Source organism: Clostridium sp. K04 (assembly GCF_019734375.1).
GTDB classification, from domain to species: Bacteria; Bacillota; Clostridia; order Clostridiales; family Clostridiaceae; genus Clostridium; species Clostridium saudiense.
Map to the genome: position 1 here is coordinate 1 of NZ_JAASHD010000015.1, position 18,136 is coordinate 18,136.

Genomic DNA, 18,136 nt, shown 5'->3' on the forward strand with positions numbered 1-18,136 from the left:
CTTAATCCAATATTTTCAATTATAAAATTTACAAAAATATATTCAATAAATATAATTATATATTATAATTTCCAAATAAAAAGCTCATTATTTTTGTACATATAATAATATAACAAACAACATGGAATTGCTATTAATCCAAGTAATACATTAATTGTATTAATATCTTGTATAATTATAGTGCTTTTTAGATTATTTATATCTAATATTTCTATACCAACAATGGAAAAACATAAAAATAATACCGTTCCAATTAACATATATAAAATATATCTTCTACTTTTCTTTTCATATTCTCTAATACTATTTTCTTTCATATATCCCCTTAACATTTGTTTTTAATATTATTTTTTAGCACAATATTTACATGATTATATCATATTTTCTATAATATTAGAAATTAATTTCTAATATTATGAACCATTAATTAAATTATTGCTAGAATTTTTCCAGTAGTTTGCATATACTATCCTAAGCAATAATTTAAGTGATATTATGAACTATACCATAGAATTAAATGATTGTATTTTACTTGGATCCGGAGCTGAAGGAAGTGTTTTTCTTACTCCAGAAGGTTTTGCTATTAAGCAGTTTAATACAATAAAAGCTGCTAAAAAAGAGGTTTCTATTCTTGATGATGTAAAAGATAGTCCTTTTTTTCCAAATGTATTGATTAGAGTGAGCAATATAGTTGTCAGAGAATATGTCCAAGGTGAAAATCTCTATGAATATATTCAAAAAAAAGGCTTATCCTATTCTCTTTCTAAAGAAATAATAGATTTACTCGAAGATTTAAAAAGATTAAAGTTTAAAAGACTTAATGTTAGAAATGCTCATATTTTTATTGATTCTAACGAAAAAATTAAAGTTATTGATCCAAGAAAACCTTATGTAAAAAACACCCCCTATCCTAAAGACATAATTAAATTACTTTTGAAGTTAAAGGTATTTGATAAGTTTTTACAAGATTTATTAAATTATAGACCTGATTTATTAGATTATTGGATTGACGGATATAATTATGTAGCCAATAATTACAGACATGTACTAAGATACTGATAAAAAAATATTACTATACAATATTTTTTATGACAAATTATAAGTGGTAAGTTAATATTGAAACTCCTAATGGATTTTCTAAAAATATAGTTTTAATTAAATAAACCTATATTTATTTTTTAACTTACCACTTCAATTTACTGCTTATTTTTTATTTCTTTCTTACTAAATTAGTATTAAATTTAGCTACATACTTTCGATTGATACTACATCATAGCCTTGATCTTCAATCTTTTCTTTAATTTCATCATTGTTAGAAGATGTTTCAACTATGGCATACTTTTCTTCTAAATTTACTTGAATTTTGCCTGAATCTTTTAGCTCTGCTAAAGCTTCTTTTACATGATTTACACAATGATTACAACTCATACCTTCAATAAATATCTTTTTTAACATTAATATCTCCTCCTTAAATTATCAAAACCAAATATAAAAATTTCATATTTATATTGTTAATTTTATTAAATAAAATTATTTATAAAATAATTATTTTTTAATAATTAAATTTTAAGCCTTAAACTTCTTAAGTCTTAAAGCATTAGCTAATACTGAAACTGAACTTAAACTCATTGCTGCTGCGGCAATCATTGGATTAAGTAATGGTCCTCCAAATATGTGTAATACCCCCATGGCTACAGGTATTCCCAAAACATTATATCCAAATGCCCAGAATAAATTTTGTTTTATATTTCTTATTGTCGCTTTACTTAACTTAATAGCTACTATAACATCCATTAAATCGCTTCTCATAAGAACTATATCTGCTGATTCAATTGCTACATCTGTTCCTGATCCAATTGCTATTCCTATATCTGCTTGTGCTAATGCTGGTGCATCATTGATTCCATCTCCTACCATTGCAACTTTATCATCTTTTCCTTGTAACTTTTTAACTTCGTTTGCTTTATCTTCAGGCAATACTTCTGATAAAACTATATCTATTCCTACTTGCTTTGCAATAGCTTCAGCAGTCTTTTTATTGTCTCCTGTAATCATTGCAACTTTAATTCCCATGTTATGAAGCTCTTTAATTGCATTAATACTACTTGGCTTTACTGTATCAGCAACTGCAATAATTCCTTCTAATGAATTATTTATTGCAATAAACATAGGGGTTTTACCCTCATTTGCTAATCTATCTGCTTCAACCCTTAATTCACCTATGTCTATTGACCTTTCCTTCATCAATTTTAAGTTTCCTAATAAAATTGATTCATTTTCTATTACTACCTCTATTCCATGACCAGGTATTGCATTGAAATTTTCTAATGATTTTAATTCAATATTTTTTTCTATTGCTGCTCTTACTATAGCTTCACCTAATGGATGTTCAGATCCCTTTTCTGCACTTGCAGCTAAAGCTAATAATATATTATTTTCTTTCCCTCTAGATACTATATCAGTAACAACTGGTTTTCCTTCTGTTATTGTACCTGTTTTATCAAATACTATAGTATTAATTTTATGAGTAATTTCTAATGCTTCTCCACCTTTAATTAATACTCCATTTTCTGCACCTTTACCTGTACCAACCATTATTGCTGTAGGTGTTGCTAATCCCAAAGCACAAGGGCACGCAATTACTAGTACTGATATAAATATTGTTAATGCAAATACCGGTGTTTCTCCAGCTATTAACCATGCAATTGCTGAAAAAATAGCAAGCCCGATTACTATCGGAACAAAGTATGCTGAAATAACATCTGCCATCTTTGCAATTGGTGCTTTTGATCCTTGTGCATCTTCAACCAATTTAATTATTTGAGATAATGCTGTATCTCTCCCCACCTTTGTAGCCTTATATTTAATAAAGCCTGTTTTGTTAATACTTGCACCTATTACATTACTTCCAACTATTTTTTCAACTGGTATACTTTCTCCAGTAAGCATTGATTCATCTATTGCTGTTGAACCTTCAATAACTTCACCATCAACTGGTAACTTTTCTCCTGGCTTAACTAATATTATATCTCCAACTACAACTTCATCTATTGGAATTACTATTTCGTTACCTTCTCTAATAATAGTTGCTGTTTTTGGTGCTAATCCCATTAATTTTTTAATTGCTTCAGATGTTTTTCCTTTTGATATTGCTTCTAAATATTTTCCAAGTGTTATAAGTGTTAATATTGTAACTGCTGCTTCGAAATATAAATGCATAGCATAGCTTGTATCACCAGTAGCTATTTTATACATTCCAAATACACTATAAAGAAAAGCTGCACTTGTTCCTACAGCTATTAGTGAATCCATATTTGGACTTAACTTTATCAAATTTTTAAATCCAATTAAATAGAATTTATATCCTATAGCCATAACTGGAACTGTTAATATAATTTGAAATACAGCAAAGTTCATTGGATTAACCATAGGGTCTATTATCTTAGGCAATGGCATTCCCACCATGTGTCCCATAGTAACTATTAAAAGTGGAATTGTAAAAATACATGAAAAAATAAGTCTTCTTAATAATTTATCTTTATCAGATAATTTTTTTTCTGTATTTTCTTTTTCTTCTTCTCTTACAAGCTTATAGCCAGCTTTTTCTACAGCTCTTTTAATATCTCCGTAAGTTACTATATCGTCATCAACTGTAATACTCATTTTTTCAGTAGTTAAATTAACTACCGAATCTTGAACACCTTCTATTTTTTTTGTTACTTTTTCAACTCTACCAGCACATACTGCACATGTCATTCCTTCAACCCTATAAGTATGGGTTTTTATATTTTTAATTACTGAATATCCAAGAACTTCTACTTTCTTTTCTATTTCATTTGATGTTACTTTATTCTCATCAAAACTTACTGTTAATGTTTCTGTAGTAAAATTAACACTAGCATCTTTCATGCCTTCCATTTTTTTAATTCCACGTTCTACTCTATTTGCACATGCAGAACATGTCATTCCACCAATTTTATATTTTTTATCCATTTAATTTCTCTCCTTTCCTTATTTAGATATCTTCTCAAAAAGATTCATTATTTCATCTATCTTTTCATCGCCATTATTATTTATTATCGCATCTTTAACACAATGATCTAAATGTCTTTTTAAAATTTGCATATTTGCCTTTTTTAATAATGATTGAACTGCAATTATTTGATTAGAAACGTCAATACAGTATCTTTCATCTTCAATCATTTTTATTATTCCTTCAATTTGTCCTTTTGCTATTTTTAAATTTTGAATTGCTTTTTTTCTTTCTTCCATAGTTCTCCTCCATATTACCCCCCACCCCAGGGGGGTATGTTTTAATTATAATACTTTTTATTTCTATGTCAATATTAATATTTTTTATTATTTCTTATTCTTTATACAAAATTTTATTGCTACTTATCCCTATATTTATCAGATATATTTTTTAATTTATTAGGTTAAACTATTTATGTGTTATTAGTGGAAAATCTTTTATAGATGCAAAATTAATAACTAATTTAATACTTCAGTTAAAAGAGGTGAATGAAATGAGTAAATGTTGTTCAAAATCTGATCCTAGCTGTAAGGATTATGCAGAAAAAGTGAAAAATAAGGCAAATGAAAAAACACCTTATGAAATTGATAAACCAACTAAACATTTTTAAAATTAAATCTTCAAATATAAAATTAATATGCTCATCATATAGTTTCATCATTTAAATTAGACACTATATAAGGAGCATATTTTATTAAATTATAAAATTTTATTTATTTTTATAACTATCTACTAACATCATAAAGAATTTAAATAATACTACTGATATTATACCAGTTGTTATGTATATTTGAATTCCAGCTATTTGATTTACAATATAACCAAAAGTTTCATATCCTTGACCTATTAAGTAAGCAGACATCTTTGTTGAAGCTACAATTCCTATAGCCATAGGGAACGTAAGTCCTGCAAATCCTGGATGGAAAATATATGAGAAGAATTTTGGTAATTTGCTTATTATGAATATTAATGCACAAATTACTGCAAAGTATAAATAATAAACTATAAATTTATTTGGTGTTTGAATAAAATTAAGGTAACTTACTAAACAAAGACTTGATGGTGCAAGTACAATTGCTTGAGTATGATACATTGGATCTTTGATTTCATATTTTGCTAATCTATAAATCATAAATGGAATTATTATAGTAAATACTGCAATACCATAGTATACAACTATTTTACCTATTAAAGGTTCATTCATAACTCCACCAACTACTGTAGAAACCATTATACCATTATATGTAACAAACCAACTTGGAACGAAAGTTTGCATATTAACACCTTTTACTACGTTTCTATATGTAAATATTAGAATGTGAATTGCATGTAATATTAAACCTATAAACCAAAGTGCCTTACCAAAAGCCGCATTATAAGTATAAATATAACTACCAATAATCATAGTTATCATTGTAAATCCTGCATAAAGTGATGCTGGAACTGTATTTGAATATTCATTTTTTACAGTATCAAAGTGAGCAACCATTTTAACTATATATGCTATTAAAACAGCAATTGCTGCCCATATAGTTAAATGTCTTACCCATGTATATCCCATACCTGAGTATACATTAGCTAAAGTTGATGCCCCTACCATGGTTGGTAAAATTGGAACTGGTAAGTTTTTAATCTTTTGTATTAGTGACTTATTATTCATGATTCCTCCTAAAATTTAAAAATAAACTAATAAATAAGTTCTATATATATCTTGTGTAATAGAGTTGAATTAAATTCATTTGTTAATTTTTTCACTTTTCATTCAACAAATTTACTTAATCACTCCTCAACAATAGTTATTATACTTATAGAAATCATTCAAGTATGTGATTTTTATCACAATATTGTTAATTTTTTAATTATTTTTTTAAGATATTTTATTAAACTAAAAATATAAAATAATATTAATAAAAAAAAGAACTGTAATACTACAATTCTTTTTTCATTTTATATTTTGTAGAAGTTATATTATAAGCTCAATATCTTTTTCCCAGTATCAACTAGTTCACATTTATCTCCTACTTTAACTTTTCCACCTTTTAATACTCTTGTAAAAATTCCATTCTTAGGCATTATACACTCTCCTACTTGATAGTATATTGCACATTTATCATGACATTCTTTTCCTATTTGAGTTACTTCTAAAAGAACATCATCTCCTACAGTTAATCTTTGTCCAACTGGAAGCTTATTTAATTCAAATCCTTCAATAACTAAATTTTCTCCAAAGGCACCAAAATCAACATTTCCACCTTTATTTCTGAAATCTTCTATTTTTTCTAAAGCTAAAAGACTTACTTGTCTATGCCATTTTCCAGCATGAGCATCTCCTTCAATTCCAAACTCTTCTATAAAATTTGCTTCTGAAACTTCATTTTTTAATGTTCCCTTATGTTTACTTGTACAAATAGCAATTACTTTTCCCATTTCTTATCCTCCAATTTGATTCATAAACTTTAATTCTTTATGCTCACTTTTTTCTAAAAATAAATGTTTTTCTGGTTTGTCATATATATTTTCTTGTATAATTTCTCTTAAATTTTCGTCACTAATTCCTTTTCTAAGCTTAGATTTTAAATCTACCCCATAATCAAAGTGAAGACATTGCTTTAAAAAACCTTCTGGAGTTAATCTTATTCTATTGCAATCTTCGCAAAAACAATTGCTTAATGCACTTATAAAACCAACTTTACCTTTTGCGCCTTTTAACTTAATATATGTAGCTGGTCCGCCACTTTTACTTCTTACTACTTTTTCATAATCAGTATAATTGTCTTCTATAACCTTTAGTACTTCTTCATTTGTAACACCTTTATAATTAATTGCAATTCCAATTGGCATTAATTCAATAAAACGTATATCTATAGGTTTTTCTTTAGTAAGATTTACAAAATCAATTATTTCGTCTTTATTAACATCATTAACTATAACAGTATTTAATTTTACTTTTATCCCTAGCTCTATTGCCTTATCTATGGCTACTAAAACATTCTCTAACTTACCTAATCTAGTTAATTTGCTAAATCTTTCTTCTTTTAATGAATCTAAACTGATATTTACTCCCTTCAATCCATTTAACTTCAATTCTTCAAGTTTATCAGCTAGTAATATTCCATTTGTAGTTAGATAAATTTCTTCAATACCTGGAATATTATTTATTCTCCCTATAAGATTTACTATTCCTGCTCTAACTAATGGTTCTCCACCAGTTATTCTAATTTTTTTTATTCCAAGTTTAGCGCTTTCTTTTACAATTTTATATATTTCATCATCAGTTAACTTTTCATCATTTTTTAAGAAGTTATTTTCCTTCTCCTTCATACAATAAACACATCTTAAATTACAATTATCAGTTACCGATACCCTTAAGTAATCAATCTCTCTTTCAAACTTATCTTTCATATTAATTCAAAGGGTAAGTTAAAAGTTAAACTCCCCACTCTTTCCTCCTGTTTTTTTAAGCAAATGAGTTCCTTCGATAACCATTCTTTTATCAATTGCTTTACACATATCATAAATTGTTAATGCACTTACTGTTGCAGCTGTTAAAGCCTCCATTTCAACCCCTGTTTTATCAACTATTTTTACTGTTGCTGTAATTTCAATGGAACTCTCTTCTTTATTTATCTCAAAATCCACATTACAACTTGTAATCATTAATGGATGGCACATTGGAATTAAATTTGATGTTTGTTTACTAGCCATTATTCCTGCTATTCTAGCTACTCCTAATACATCGCCTTTACCAATTTTCCCATTTTCTATTAACTCTAATGTCTCTCTACTAACTTTTATTTTTGAAACAGCAACTGCAACTCTAGCTGTTTCATTTTTTTCTGATACGTCAACCATTCTAGCATTTCCACTATTATCAAAGTGCGTCAATTTATTATCCATAATACAAGCCTACTTTCTAAAATTATTTTCCAAATGAACAATGTGGGAATGTACATACATTACAATCTAAGCATAATCCACCATGTCCATATTCGACTATATCATCAATTGTTAATTTTTCATCACTTAAAACTCTTGGTAATACTAAATCAAGTACTGTTCTTTTAGAGTACATTGCACAGCTTGGTACTCCTAAAATTGGTGTATCACCATAATAAGCTAATAAGAACATAGCTCCTGGTAATACTGGAGATCCATATGTTACTAATTCACCACCACATTCCTTAATTGCTGTAGGTGTAACATCATCAGGGTCTACAGACATTCCTCCTGTACAAATTATCATATCTACTTTTTCACTTAAACCTTTTTGAATTTCTTCAATAATTCTTTCCTTTTCATCTGGTAATATTACTTGACGTATTACTTCACTACCATAATACCCTAATTTTTGCTTTATTACTGGTAAAAAGGCATCCTTAATTCTGCCTTTATATACTTCATTACCAGTAGTTATTAATAAACACTTTTTAGGTTTTATTTCTGCTACACTAATTATCTTTTCTCTAATTAGATTTTCAGCAGTAATAATTTTTTCCTCATCTATTATTAATGGAATAACCCTTGTTGCTCCAACTTTTTCCCCTTTTTTAATTGGAGTATTATTATGCAACGTAGAAACTATAATTTCACCAACCGAATTTAATTTGAATAAATTAGCTTTATCTATTTTTAATACTCCATCTCTGTCAGCAAAGAAATCTACTTTTCCTTCTTTAATTTCATCTGAAATCTTAATTCCTTCTCCCACAACTAAATTTGAAATTCTTGTTGCTGCATCATTTTCATGAAGCTGACCTTCTGTAGGTTCCCAAACATAAACATGCTCTTTCCCAATAGATAGTAATTTTTCTATATCTTCTTCTTTAATTATATGACCTTTTTTAAATAATCTTCCTTTAAATTCACCAGGAATTATTTGAGTTACATCATGAGAAAGTATAGTTCCTACTGCATCTTCTACTTTTATCATTTTCATATTAATTTTCCCCCTATTACTTTCTAGCACATTCTTTTGAAGTTCCTAATAATATATCAATTCCGTGTTTAATGTCATCTAATGCATAATCTAATGCTTCCTTGCAAGCCTTTGGACTTCCTGGTAAATTAACAATTAATGTATCTTTTCTTATACCAGACACAGCCCTTGAAAGCATAGCTCTTTTAGTAATTTGCATACTATACATTCTTATTGCTTCGCATATTCCAGGTGCTTCTCTATCAATTATTGCTTTAGTAGCTTCTGGTGTTATATCCCTTTTAGAAAATCCAGTTCCACCTGTACTTAATATTAAATTAACTTTAAGCTCATCACTCATAACTTTAAATTCATTTTCTAACATTTCTTTTTCATCAGGTAATATGACTTGTTTTACTACAGTAAATCCCGCAGCTTCAACTAACTCTTTTACTACAGCCCCACTTTTATCTTCTCTTTCTCCAGCATAACCTTTATCACTACTTGTAATTATACCAACTGTATACATTATAATTCCTCCAATTCTTTATATTCTTTTTCCGTATTTATATTTAAAAAATCTTTTTCAATAAATTTTTTTTCTTGATTTCCATCTATAACTTTATAATTTAAAGATTTTATCAATAATTGAAGTTTATTATTATTATTTTTTATTGCATTTTCAATACTAGGAATGCTCTTTTTTGAATATACTGCACATAATGGCTGTAGCCTTCCAGAAACCTCCGGTATTAACACTTCATATTCTTCATTATAATTTCCTAATATATTTAAAGTTTCACTAGTTATAAGTGGCATATCACATGCTATACATAAAACTTTATCTGTAGTTGAATTCATAAGAGCTGAATGTATTCCGCTCAAAGGACCATTCCCCTTATATATATCTTCAATTACTCTTAAATTAAATCCTTCATATTCTTCTTTTTTATTTGCAATTATTATTATTTCTTTATAACCTTTGCCTGCATCAATTATATGCTCTATAAATTTACGTTCCTTATAATTTAATAACGCCTTATTATTATAGTTCATTCTACTACTTTTACCACCAGCTAAAATAGCCAATGTCTTGTTTATCATAAGCATCTATCTCCTAAAATTTAATGATATCAACTGTTTCACCACTATGAAGAGCTTCGCTTCCACCCTCTACTTCAATCATACAATTAGAATTTAAATTAGAACTTAATATTCCATTTCCACTTTTCACTTGTGTTATATATACCTTTTGTTTTCCCTCTTCTATTACAACTCTACCTCTAATAAATCTTCTCTGAGGGCTTTTTTTATTGAAATTATCACATAAAGTTGCTTTTTCTCTTTTAACTTCTATTTTTTCAATTCCACTTAATTTTTCTATTGATGTCTTAACAAACAACTCAAATGCTGTTAGTGCCGCAGTTGGATTTCCTGACAAACTAACCACAAGAGCATTATTTACAATACTACAAAGCACTGCTGAACCTGGTTTCATTTTAACCTTCCAAAATAATCGTTTCCCACCTATATTGTCTATTGCATGATTTAATAAATCTTTTTCACCTACAGATACTCCACCAGTTGTAATTATTAAGTCAACATTTTGAGATATATTCTCTATATATCTCTCTATATCTCCTTCAATATCTCTTACATGCTTTACTTCTAAAATATTATATCCTAACTCAGAAACTCTAGCCATTATAGTATATTTATTACTATTGAAAATTTTACCTTCCGTTAAATCACTATTTACATCTATAACTTCATCACCAGTACATAAAAGTGCAATTTTAGGATTTTTATATACCTTTATCTTTGAAATACCACTGCTTGCAATAATACCTATATCTGCAAAATCTATCTTTTTATTTTTATTTACTAATAGAGATCCTTTTTTAATATCTTCACCTTTAAAACAAATATTATCATTAGCTTTTATTTTTTTAGTTAATGTTATATGCTCCTCATCATTTTTGATAGTATCTTCTTGCTTTATTACTGCATTTGCTCCATTTGGAATAGGAGCACCAGTCATTATTCTTATTGCAGTTTTATTAGTTACTTCATAATTACTTACTTCACCAGCAAAGACCTTATCAATGATTTTTATTTTATCATTAGAACCACTATTTTCTGCTAATATTGCATATCCATCCATTGCTGACTTATTAAATGGTGGATTATCAATTAGCGAATATATGTCCTCTGCTAAAACTCTTCCTGTTGCATTTATTAAGTCAATCTCTTCTGTTCCTATGGCTTTAACATTTTCATCTAATATATCTATTGCCTCTTCCAATGATATAAATGACTTCATTTGATATCCTCCTTAAAATATAAAAGACTTACTACTTCATATTTTAGGTATGAGTAATAAGCCTCAAATATAACAAAATTATTTTTAGTTATATATAACTAAAAATAAAACTATATATTTAAACAAAACTTATTTTCCTTCCCAAAACGTGGAGATAATATCTTTTCAAATATTACCCTTAAATTTTATTTCAAATTTCGGCTTAAGTTCCTTAGATTTACTCCTTAGGATACTTAGCTCTAGAAAATATATTATTGATAATTTTCAAACTTAAATTCTTCTTCTTTTTCAATTAAATCTACAAGTTTTTCTACATCGTCTTTATTTACAACATTTATGTTATTATCTATATCTAAATGAGTATCGCTTGCAATAGCTATTAACTTTTCTTTTTGAGTTATAATCCTATCACTTACTCCATCTCTATAAACTTCGATTTTTCTTAAGTTACTATTTTTATATCCTTCAACTAAAATTATATCTTTATCCATTAACATTTTAATTATATCACTAAGTTCAATCTCTTCGTGTAATTCTTTAATCATAGCAAATCTATTTTTTGATGAAATTACAACTGTTTCCGAGCCTGCTTCTCTATGTTTATATGTATCTTTTCCTTTTTTATCTATATCAAATCCATGAACATCATGTTTTATAGTTGCTATACTATACCCTCTATTTTTTAGTTCTTTTATTAAAGACTCCATTAGAAATGTCTTTCCAACATTTGAGCTATAACCTACAATATTTATTACCTTTGACATTTACTTCATCCCTTAGTCTTTATTTTATCTTTATATTTTAAAAATCTGCTTTGATTTTAAATCTTATTAACATTTTTGTAAATATATTTTATTTAAATTTAATAAGTTAGAGGCAAAAGATTATTTAATATATATTAAAACTCTCCCCTTTCCCTCTAACTCTTTTTATTATATATTAACTTGCCAAATTACCAAATTAAAATTTGGGCTCTTATAAATGAAACTCACTCCTCACATGCGTTCGGAGGAGTAAGTTCGAGCAACCAAATTAAAATTTGGGCTCTTACTTATAACTAAACTCAAAGTTTTTTTCTATGTTAAAGAAATCAGCATAATCTATATCAAATAAACTCTTTGTAACTTTTGATACATCTATATTTTCCTTAATAAGCTGAGTTAAAACTCCAGCATAAGAAAGGTCTCCTTGAATTATTGCACCATAGATTTTTCCATCTTTATGGATTATCTTTTTATAGTTATTATCTTCAACTTTAGTTTCAACTATATAAGTTTCATCAGCTGGTTCTACCATACCAAGAGACATTGTAGCTATACCTACAAAGTTCATTGTGTTTTTGCTTCCAAAGAAATCAGTCATTACCATTTCTTTTCCTAACATATTATGTGCTGCTATTATACCTTCTTTAACAGCTGTTGGCCATATTGGATTTCTTCCCGTTACATCTCCAGCTCCATATATATTTTCTATATTAGTTTGCCCTTTTGCATCAATTATTAATCCAAATCTATCACATTCAACATTACTATTTTCCATAAATGCAACATTAGATCTAACCCCTGTAGCAACTATTACTAATTCACATGGAACTTCTTCACCAGTATTTAATACTAAAGCTTTTGGATTGTTATTTTCATCTAAAAGTAACTTTTCTGCTTTAACATCTAACTTTAAAGAAACACCTTCTTCAATGAATTTCTTTTCATATACATCTGAAGCATGCTTGTCTAATTGTAATGGAAGTATCTTATTACTCATTTCAACTAAAGATATATTTAATCCTTGTCCAAGTAATCCACTAACTGCATCTATTCCAACAAGACCAGCACCTAAAACTACTACATTCTTAACTTTTTTAGCTTGTTCTTTTATTAATATAGCATCATCTAAGTTTCTTAGCCCAACTACATTATTACCTTCTCTAAGTCCTGGTACTGGAGGTATAAATGCAGATGCTCCACTACAGACTAATAATTTATCATAACTTAAAGTCTCACCATTTGATAGCTCTAAAGTTTGTTCTTTATCATTTAATGCTTTAACTTCTAAACCTTTCATCCAAGTAATATTGTTTTCTTCAAAAAACTCTTTACCTGTAAAGTTTAAGGCATCTACATCTCTATGACTTGAAATGTAATGATGAAGTATGCATCTTGAATATACATTTTCATCTTTAGATATTAATACTATTTCAGCATTTTTATCTAATTCTCTTAAAGTTTTAGCTCCACTTATACCTGCTGCAGAGGCTCCTATAACTACATATCTCATTATTCAGTTACCTCCTCTAAAGTAATTGCTCCCATAGGACATTTAGCTACACATTGTGCTGTTCCATGTTCCTTACATGCATCACATTTCATTATTTCTTTATGCATTCTGCTATCAGCTTTTAATACTCCATAAGGACATGCCATTATACACATGTAACAACTAGCACAGTGATCTTTATTATATTCTACTAATCCAGTTTCTTTATTCTTACTCATAGCACCTGTCATACAAGTATAAACACATTCTGGTCTATCACAATGTCTACAGAATATTGGAGCATATTTACCTTTACTATCTATTGTTATTCTACTTCTTGTATCCTCTGACTCGTGAGCTACAATACATGCTGTTGTACAAGTTAAACAGCCAACACATTTATCTCTATCTATCTTAATTCTTTTCATCTTTAGTCACCCTCTATTTTTTAATGATATTTACTGCAACTGTTTTAAATGATGGTTCCTTTGAATATGGATCATAAACTGAAGGAGTAAGTGCATTTGTTTCAATATAATGAATTGGTGCATATAAATGATCCTTCTTTACATGATCAGATATCTTTATAGTAAAGTCTTTAGTTACTCCATTTTGAGAAGCTATTGAAACTCTTTCATTTTCTTCTATATTTAATTCTTTTGCTAACTCTGGATGCATAAATGCATATGATTCCTTAGAGTAAATTCTTTCTGACTCAGCAATTTCTCTTGATCTAACTTGAGTATGCCATTGCCCTACTGTTCCTCTTCCTGAGTTAAATATATATGGAAATTCTGCACTTGTTTGTGTTGGGTTTTCTGCTATATCTTCAAAGTGGAATTTAGCTTTCTTTGATGGAGTATAGTAATTACCATCTTCATATAATCTTCTTTCATCTTCCACTAAAGTTTCTCCAGCTCTAAATGGCCATTGAACTCCTCTTGAACCTTCCATATTTGGTCCTTCTAACATTTCATAAGTTACACCTGTAATATCACAAGGCATTCCCTTAGAACATTTCTTTAATAATTCAAAAGCACTTCTTGGAGTTTCCCATCCTTTTAATAAATCTCCCATTCCAAGTTCCTTACCAATGTTATAGAAGATTTCGAAATCTGATAATTCTCCTTCTTCTTTTTCAATTACAGGATTAACCTTTGATAATCTTCTTTCAGTATTTATTAATACCCCTTCTTTTTTGATTGCTGGAACAGAAGGTAAGTATAAATCACAAAGTTTAGCACTATCAGTATCTTCATATATATCTTGAACTACGAAGAAATCTAGATTTTTAACGCACTTTTCAAATTCTTCATTATTTGCCCATGAATGTCTTGGGTTTGTACAAATTACCCATAACCCCTTAATTTCTCCTGCAATTGCTTTTTCAATTATTGCATTGTAAGGAATTGTTGGTTTTGTAGCAAGTACACTTTCATCTACACCTAAAGCTTCAGCAACTGCTTTTCTACGTACTGGATTATCGAAATCTCCACCACCATAAAGTCCTGCTGTATTACTAAATGCTCTTGAACCCATAGCATTACATTGTCCAGTTAAAGAGTTTGCACCTGTACCTGGTCTACCCATGTTTCCTGTTATTAATGCTAAATTAATTATAGATTGAGCTGTTCTAACTGCTTGGTAACCTTGATTAACTCCCATTGTCCACCAGAATGAAACTCTTTCTCCTGCATGAATAATTTCAGCTAATTCTAAAACTCTTTCCGCACTTATTCCTGTTTCAGCTTCAACTTTATCTAAAGTGAATTTAGCTACATGATTCTTGAAATCTTCATATCCTTCTGTATGATTTTCTATGTAGTTAACATCAATATATCCTTTTTCTATTAAAACATTAGCTAAAGTATACATTAATACTAAGTCAGCCTTTGGTTTAATATCTATCCATATATCAGAATTCATAGCAGTTTCTGATTTTCTTGGATCTATTGTTATTATTTTAGCTTCTTTATTTTCTCTAATTCTTCCCCAGAATACTGGATGAGCTATAACTGGATTTGCTCCAATTAAAATTATTGTATCTGAAAGTTCTGCATCATTTAATGTATATGGTGGAGCATCAAATCCAAAACTTTGTTTATGAGCAACTACTGATGTAGCCATACATAATCTTGTATTACCATCACCATTAATGCCCATGTAGTTTCTTCCTACATGTCCTAATAAAGCCATATCTTCTGTTGGCATTTGTCCTGTACTAATGAAGGCAACACTTTCTTTACCGTATTTTTCTTGAATGCTTGTCATTTTTTTAGCAAATGTTTTAAAGCCTTCTTCCCATGAAATTTCTTTCATTTCTCCATTTTCATCTCTTAAAAGTGGGCTTTTTCTTGCTTTAATTTTTGTTTGTTGCTTATCTAAGTTTAATCCTTTTATACAACAAAAACCTTTATTTACAGGGTAATCAACAGTAGGAGAAACCTTAGCTATCTTACCATTTTCTACATAAAAATCTACATTACATGCTAATGCACATAAATTACATGTTGATTGAATCTTCTTCATATTACTCCCATCTCCAATTCGTGATTTTAATAAACTCTATATTCAGTATTATTTCAGATTCATTTTATCACTAAAGGTTATATGCAACTGTGATTATAATCACAAATTATTTGTCATTTATTTAACAATATTATTGCTAAAATCTCTTTTTTATTTAATAAAAGTAAAAATAAGCCATTAGATTTTTTTATAAATAACCTAATAGCTTATTTAAACTTTTACACTAATTCAATTTTACTAGTAAAATATTCATCATAATGTTAATTTAAATTTAACTATTTACTATTTCGCCTCCATTTATGTGAATAGTTTGACCTGTAATATATGAAGCTGCTTCAGATGCTAAAAATACATATGCACCAGCACATTCAACAGGTTGACCTGCTCTACCCATAGGAGTATTTGATCCAAACTGTGGAATTTCTCCCTTTTCAAAGCTTGATGGAATAAGTGGTGTCCATATAGGTCCTGGAGCTACTGCATTTACCCTTATACCACTTTTATTTTTTGCTAATGATGTTGATAAAGATCTTGTTAATGTTACAATAGCACCTTTAGTCATTGAATAATCTATAAGTTTTTCATTTCCTGCAAAAGCTGTAACTGATGCTGTATTTATAATGCATGAACCTGATTTCATATGTTTTAACGCTTCTCTTGACATATAAAAAGTTCCATAAATATTAGTTTTCATAGTTTTATCAAATTGAGAATCTGAAATTTGTTTAAAATCTTTACATTCATATTGAACTGCTGCATTATTTACTAATATATCTATTTTTCCATGTTCTTTAATTACATTCTCTATTACTGAACTACAAAAAGTAACGTCTGAAATATCTCCTGAATAAATACTACACTTTCTTCCTGTAGCTTCTATTAATTTTTTAGTATCTTCAGCATCTTTTTTTTCATTGTAATAAACTATAACAATATCAGCTCCTTGATATGCATAAGCAATAGCTACTGCTCTACCTATTCCACTATCTCCACCAGTTATTATTGCAACTTTATCTTTTAGTAAATCTCCACTTTTTATATACTTTTCATCATAGTATATAGGTACTGGATTCATTTCACTTTCAAAACCTGGATGAATATTTTGATGTTGTGCTGGAAAACTTGTTGGAAAGTTCATATAATCACTCCTTAAAAAATCCTTGTCATAATTTATTATTAGTTACTTTATGATTTATAATTCTTTTTTATAAAAATCTTATCTGTTAATTAATAGTTTATTTTTTATTAAATAAATTTCACTTTATAAAAAATGGAATTGCATTAGCAATTCCATTCAATTTTATCTCTATATTAACCAAATACTTTATCATAGATTATAGGATCCTTAAATCCAAATATTACTTTTCCATTTTTCTCAAAAATTTCACTTACATACAACTTTCCATGTTCTGTTCTTTCTTTTAATGTAAAAATAGTACCATTTCCAAAATCACTTATACTTTCTCCATAAAAAGATCCATTTTCCTCTTTATAAATCATAGGATTGAACTTTTCAGACTTAACTAAAGTACTATAATCCATAATTAAAGAACCATTGTCATTTCTAAATTCTTCTTTAGATATTCCTTTCGGTAATTCATAGGAAGTTAATACAACATTATTTTCTTTATCTAATGTAAATAAAAATAAATGCGGTAATATTTTTTTACCTTTTTCAGTTTCATAATAGCTTTCTTCTATTACAAAATACCCCTTAAAATTTTGGGGTAAATTTTTAATTTTTTGATTACATACCGCATTTATATGTTTAGCCTTAGGATGTATGATTTCACCTTCACTTTCTTCTTTTTTTATTTGTGCCTGGTTATTAAATTTACCACACAAATTTTTAATAAAAGATTCCAACCTACTCATAATTCCTCCCTAAACTGTTTATTTTTTTAATAATTCATCAACAACAGCTTTAGCTTCAGCTAAGCAAGAACCACATCCCTTTCCACAGTTAGTTACACTTTGAACTTTTTCAAAAGTATCAGCTCCATTTTCTATTGCTCTTTCGATATCTTCAACAGAAACATTAAAACAATAACAAATTTTTTTAGTTTTATCCATATATATTCCT

20 protein-coding genes and 1 riboswitch are annotated in these 18,136 nt (G+C 28.2%); of the genes, 1 reads left to right on the top strand and 19 read right to left on the bottom strand.

Features of this window, described 5'->3' with window-relative positions; all coding sequences use genetic code 11:
• Nucleotides 1-62: 62 nt before the first annotated feature.
• On the bottom strand, nucleotides 63-317 hold the full coding sequence (locus HCG70_RS07810) for a hypothetical protein (RefSeq protein ID WP_221697666.1): 255 nt from the start codon (nucleotides 315-317) through the stop codon (nucleotides 63-65).
• Between the two features lie 178 nt (nucleotides 318-495).
• On the opposite strand from HCG70_RS07810, the gene HCG70_RS07815 reads away from it, so the two are divergent.
• A complete protein-coding gene (locus tag HCG70_RS07815; RefSeq protein WP_042394792.1) occupies nucleotides 496-1,059 on the top strand; it encodes a serine/threonine protein kinase in 564 nt (187 codons plus the stop codon).
• 186 nt (nucleotides 1,060-1,245) lie between these two features.
• Here the strand turns inward: HCG70_RS07815 and HCG70_RS07820 are convergent, their stop codons facing one another.
• From HCG70_RS07820 to HCG70_RS07905, 18 genes are all read right to left on the bottom strand, one after another.
• Complete coding sequence (locus tag HCG70_RS07820; protein WP_042394795.1) at nucleotides 1,246-1,455, bottom strand: heavy-metal-associated domain-containing protein; 210 nt, start codon at nucleotides 1,453-1,455, stop codon at nucleotides 1,246-1,248.
• A 111-nt stretch (nucleotides 1,456-1,566) separates the two neighbouring features.
• A complete protein-coding gene (locus tag HCG70_RS07825; protein WP_221697667.1) occupies nucleotides 1,567-3,993 on the bottom strand; it encodes a heavy metal translocating P-type ATPase in 2,427 nt (808 codons plus the stop codon).
• Between the two features lie 18 nt (nucleotides 3,994-4,011).
• A complete protein-coding gene (locus tag HCG70_RS07830) occupies nucleotides 4,012-4,272 on the bottom strand; it encodes a metal-sensing transcriptional repressor (protein WP_042394801.1) in 261 nt (86 codons plus the stop codon).
• A gap of 470 nt (nucleotides 4,273-4,742) precedes the next feature.
• The gene (locus HCG70_RS07835) at nucleotides 4,743-5,693 is read right to left on the bottom strand and encodes a TDT family transporter (protein WP_042394804.1); all 951 of its coding nucleotides are present in this window, start codon (nucleotides 5,691-5,693) and stop codon (nucleotides 4,743-4,745) included.
• Between the two features lie 308 nt (nucleotides 5,694-6,001).
• A complete protein-coding gene (locus tag HCG70_RS07840) occupies nucleotides 6,002-6,460 on the bottom strand; it encodes an MOSC domain-containing protein (protein ID WP_042394806.1) in 459 nt (152 codons plus the stop codon).
• Nucleotides 6,461-6,463: 3 nt separating this feature from the next.
• Nucleotides 6,464-7,435, bottom strand: coding sequence for a GTP 3',8-cyclase MoaA (moaA, locus tag HCG70_RS07845; RefSeq protein WP_042394809.1), 972 nt, complete (start codon nucleotides 7,433-7,435; stop codon nucleotides 6,464-6,466).
• Nucleotides 7,436-7,453: 18 nt separating this feature from the next.
• Nucleotides 7,454-7,930, bottom strand: a complete 477-nt coding sequence (gene moaC / locus HCG70_RS07850; RefSeq protein ID WP_154820543.1) for a cyclic pyranopterin monophosphate synthase MoaC — start codon at nucleotides 7,928-7,930, stop codon at nucleotides 7,454-7,456.
• A gap of 22 nt (nucleotides 7,931-7,952) precedes the next feature.
• Entirely contained in the window at nucleotides 7,953-8,969 is a 1,017-nt protein-coding gene (locus HCG70_RS07855; protein WP_042394812.1) for a molybdopterin-binding protein, read from the bottom strand.
• Nucleotides 8,970-8,985: 16 nt separating this feature from the next.
• Complete coding sequence (locus HCG70_RS07860) at nucleotides 8,986-9,477, bottom strand: molybdenum cofactor biosynthesis protein B (protein WP_042394814.1); 492 nt, start codon at nucleotides 9,475-9,477, stop codon at nucleotides 8,986-8,988.
• Nucleotides 9,477-10,052, bottom strand: coding sequence for a molybdenum cofactor guanylyltransferase (locus tag HCG70_RS07865; protein WP_042394817.1), 576 nt, complete (start codon nucleotides 10,050-10,052; stop codon nucleotides 9,477-9,479). The genes HCG70_RS07860 and HCG70_RS07865 overlap by 1 nt, the downstream gene beginning before the upstream one ends.
• 13 nt (nucleotides 10,053-10,065) lie before the next feature.
• Nucleotides 10,066-11,271, bottom strand: coding sequence for a gephyrin-like molybdotransferase Glp (gene glp, locus HCG70_RS07870; protein ID WP_221697668.1), 1,206 nt, complete (start codon nucleotides 11,269-11,271; stop codon nucleotides 10,066-10,068).
• A gap of 118 nt (nucleotides 11,272-11,389) precedes the next feature.
• Nucleotides 11,390-11,529, bottom strand: a riboswitch (molybdenum cofactor riboswitch).
• On the bottom strand, nucleotides 11,523-12,035 hold the full coding sequence (gene mobB, locus HCG70_RS07875) for a molybdopterin-guanine dinucleotide biosynthesis protein B (RefSeq protein ID WP_042394839.1): 513 nt from the start codon (nucleotides 12,033-12,035) through the stop codon (nucleotides 11,523-11,525). (Overlaps the previous riboswitch by 7 nt.)
• Before the next feature lie 283 nt (nucleotides 12,036-12,318).
• The gene (locus tag HCG70_RS07880) at nucleotides 12,319-13,545 is read right to left on the bottom strand and encodes an NAD(P)/FAD-dependent oxidoreductase (protein ID WP_055277158.1); all 1,227 of its coding nucleotides are present in this window, start codon (nucleotides 13,543-13,545) and stop codon (nucleotides 12,319-12,321) included.
• A complete protein-coding gene (locus HCG70_RS07885; RefSeq protein ID WP_042394846.1) occupies nucleotides 13,545-13,952 on the bottom strand; it encodes a 4Fe-4S dicluster domain-containing protein in 408 nt (135 codons plus the stop codon). The genes HCG70_RS07880 and HCG70_RS07885 overlap by 1 nt, the downstream gene beginning before the upstream one ends.
• A gap of 13 nt (nucleotides 13,953-13,965) precedes the next feature.
• On the bottom strand, nucleotides 13,966-16,053 hold the full coding sequence (locus HCG70_RS07890; RefSeq protein ID WP_055277156.1) for a molybdopterin oxidoreductase family protein: 2,088 nt from the start codon (nucleotides 16,051-16,053) through the stop codon (nucleotides 13,966-13,968).
• Between the two features lie 271 nt (nucleotides 16,054-16,324).
• Nucleotides 16,325-17,191 (bottom strand): SDR family oxidoreductase, encoded by an 867-nt coding sequence (locus HCG70_RS07895; RefSeq protein WP_042394852.1) that lies wholly within the window; start codon nucleotides 17,189-17,191, stop codon nucleotides 16,325-16,327.
• A 173-nt stretch (nucleotides 17,192-17,364) separates the two neighbouring features.
• On the bottom strand, nucleotides 17,365-17,928 hold the full coding sequence (locus HCG70_RS07900; protein WP_221697669.1) for a hypothetical protein: 564 nt from the start codon (nucleotides 17,926-17,928) through the stop codon (nucleotides 17,365-17,367).
• Between the two features lie 18 nt (nucleotides 17,929-17,946).
• On the bottom strand, nucleotides 17,947-18,126 hold the full coding sequence (locus tag HCG70_RS07905) for a bacterioferritin-associated ferredoxin (RefSeq protein ID WP_042394858.1): 180 nt from the start codon (nucleotides 18,124-18,126) through the stop codon (nucleotides 17,947-17,949).
• Between the last annotated feature and the right edge of the window lie 10 nt (nucleotides 18,127-18,136).

Bases quoted from the DNA above. Each gene is read 5' to 3' on its own strand.
- HCG70_RS07815 (WP_042394792.1), top strand. From the start codon at position 496: ATGAACTATACCATAGAATTAAATGATTGTATTTTACTTGGATCCGGA.
- HCG70_RS07835 (WP_042394804.1), bottom strand. From the start codon at position 5,693: ATGAATAATAAGTCACTAATACAAAAGATTAAAAACTTACCAGTTCCA.
- HCG70_RS07830 (WP_042394801.1), bottom strand. From the start codon at position 4,272: ATGGAAGAAAGAAAAAAAGCAATTCAAAATTTAAAAATAGCAAAAGGA.
- HCG70_RS07895 (WP_042394852.1), bottom strand. From the start codon at position 17,191: ATGAACTTTCCAACAAGTTTTCCAGCACAACATCAAAATATTCATCCA.
- HCG70_RS07825 (WP_221697667.1), bottom strand. From the start codon at position 3,993: ATGGATAAAAAATATAAAATTGGTGGAATGACATGTTCTGCATGTGCA.
- HCG70_RS07905 (WP_042394858.1), bottom strand. From the start codon at position 18,126: ATGGATAAAACTAAAAAAATTTGTTATTGTTTTAATGTTTCTGTTGAA.
- HCG70_RS07810 (WP_221697666.1), bottom strand. From the start codon at position 317: ATGAAAGAAAATAGTATTAGAGAATATGAAAAGAAAAGTAGAAGATAT.
- moaC (WP_154820543.1), bottom strand. From the start codon at position 7,930: ATGGATAATAAATTGACGCACTTTGATAATAGTGGAAATGCTAGAATG.
- HCG70_RS07820 (WP_042394795.1), bottom strand. From the start codon at position 1,455: ATGTTAAAAAAGATATTTATTGAAGGTATGAGTTGTAATCATTGTGTA.
- HCG70_RS07880 (WP_055277158.1), bottom strand. From the start codon at position 13,545: ATGAGATATGTAGTTATAGGAGCCTCTGCAGCAGGTATAAGTGGAGCT.
- HCG70_RS07885 (WP_042394846.1), bottom strand. From the start codon at position 13,952: ATGAAAAGAATTAAGATAGATAGAGATAAATGTGTTGGCTGTTTAACT.
- HCG70_RS07855 (WP_042394812.1), bottom strand. From the start codon at position 8,969: ATGAAAATGATAAAAGTAGAAGATGCAGTAGGAACTATACTTTCTCAT.
- moaA (WP_042394809.1), bottom strand. From the start codon at position 7,435: ATGAAAGATAAGTTTGAAAGAGAGATTGATTACTTAAGGGTATCGGTA.
- HCG70_RS07900 (WP_221697669.1), bottom strand. From the start codon at position 17,928: ATGAGTAGGTTGGAATCTTTTATTAAAAATTTGTGTGGTAAATTTAAT.
- HCG70_RS07890 (WP_055277156.1), bottom strand. From the start codon at position 16,053: ATGAAGAAGATTCAATCAACATGTAATTTATGTGCATTAGCATGTAAT.
- HCG70_RS07865 (WP_042394817.1), bottom strand. From the start codon at position 10,052: ATGATAAACAAGACATTGGCTATTTTAGCTGGTGGTAAAAGTAGTAGA.
- mobB (WP_042394839.1), bottom strand. From the start codon at position 12,035: ATGTCAAAGGTAATAAATATTGTAGGTTATAGCTCAAATGTTGGAAAG.
- HCG70_RS07860 (WP_042394814.1), bottom strand. From the start codon at position 9,477: ATGTATACAGTTGGTATAATTACAAGTAGTGATAAAGGTTATGCTGGA.
- HCG70_RS07840 (WP_042394806.1), bottom strand. From the start codon at position 6,460: ATGGGAAAAGTAATTGCTATTTGTACAAGTAAACATAAGGGAACATTA.
- glp (WP_221697668.1), bottom strand. From the start codon at position 11,271: ATGAAGTCATTTATATCATTGGAAGAGGCAATAGATATATTAGATGAA.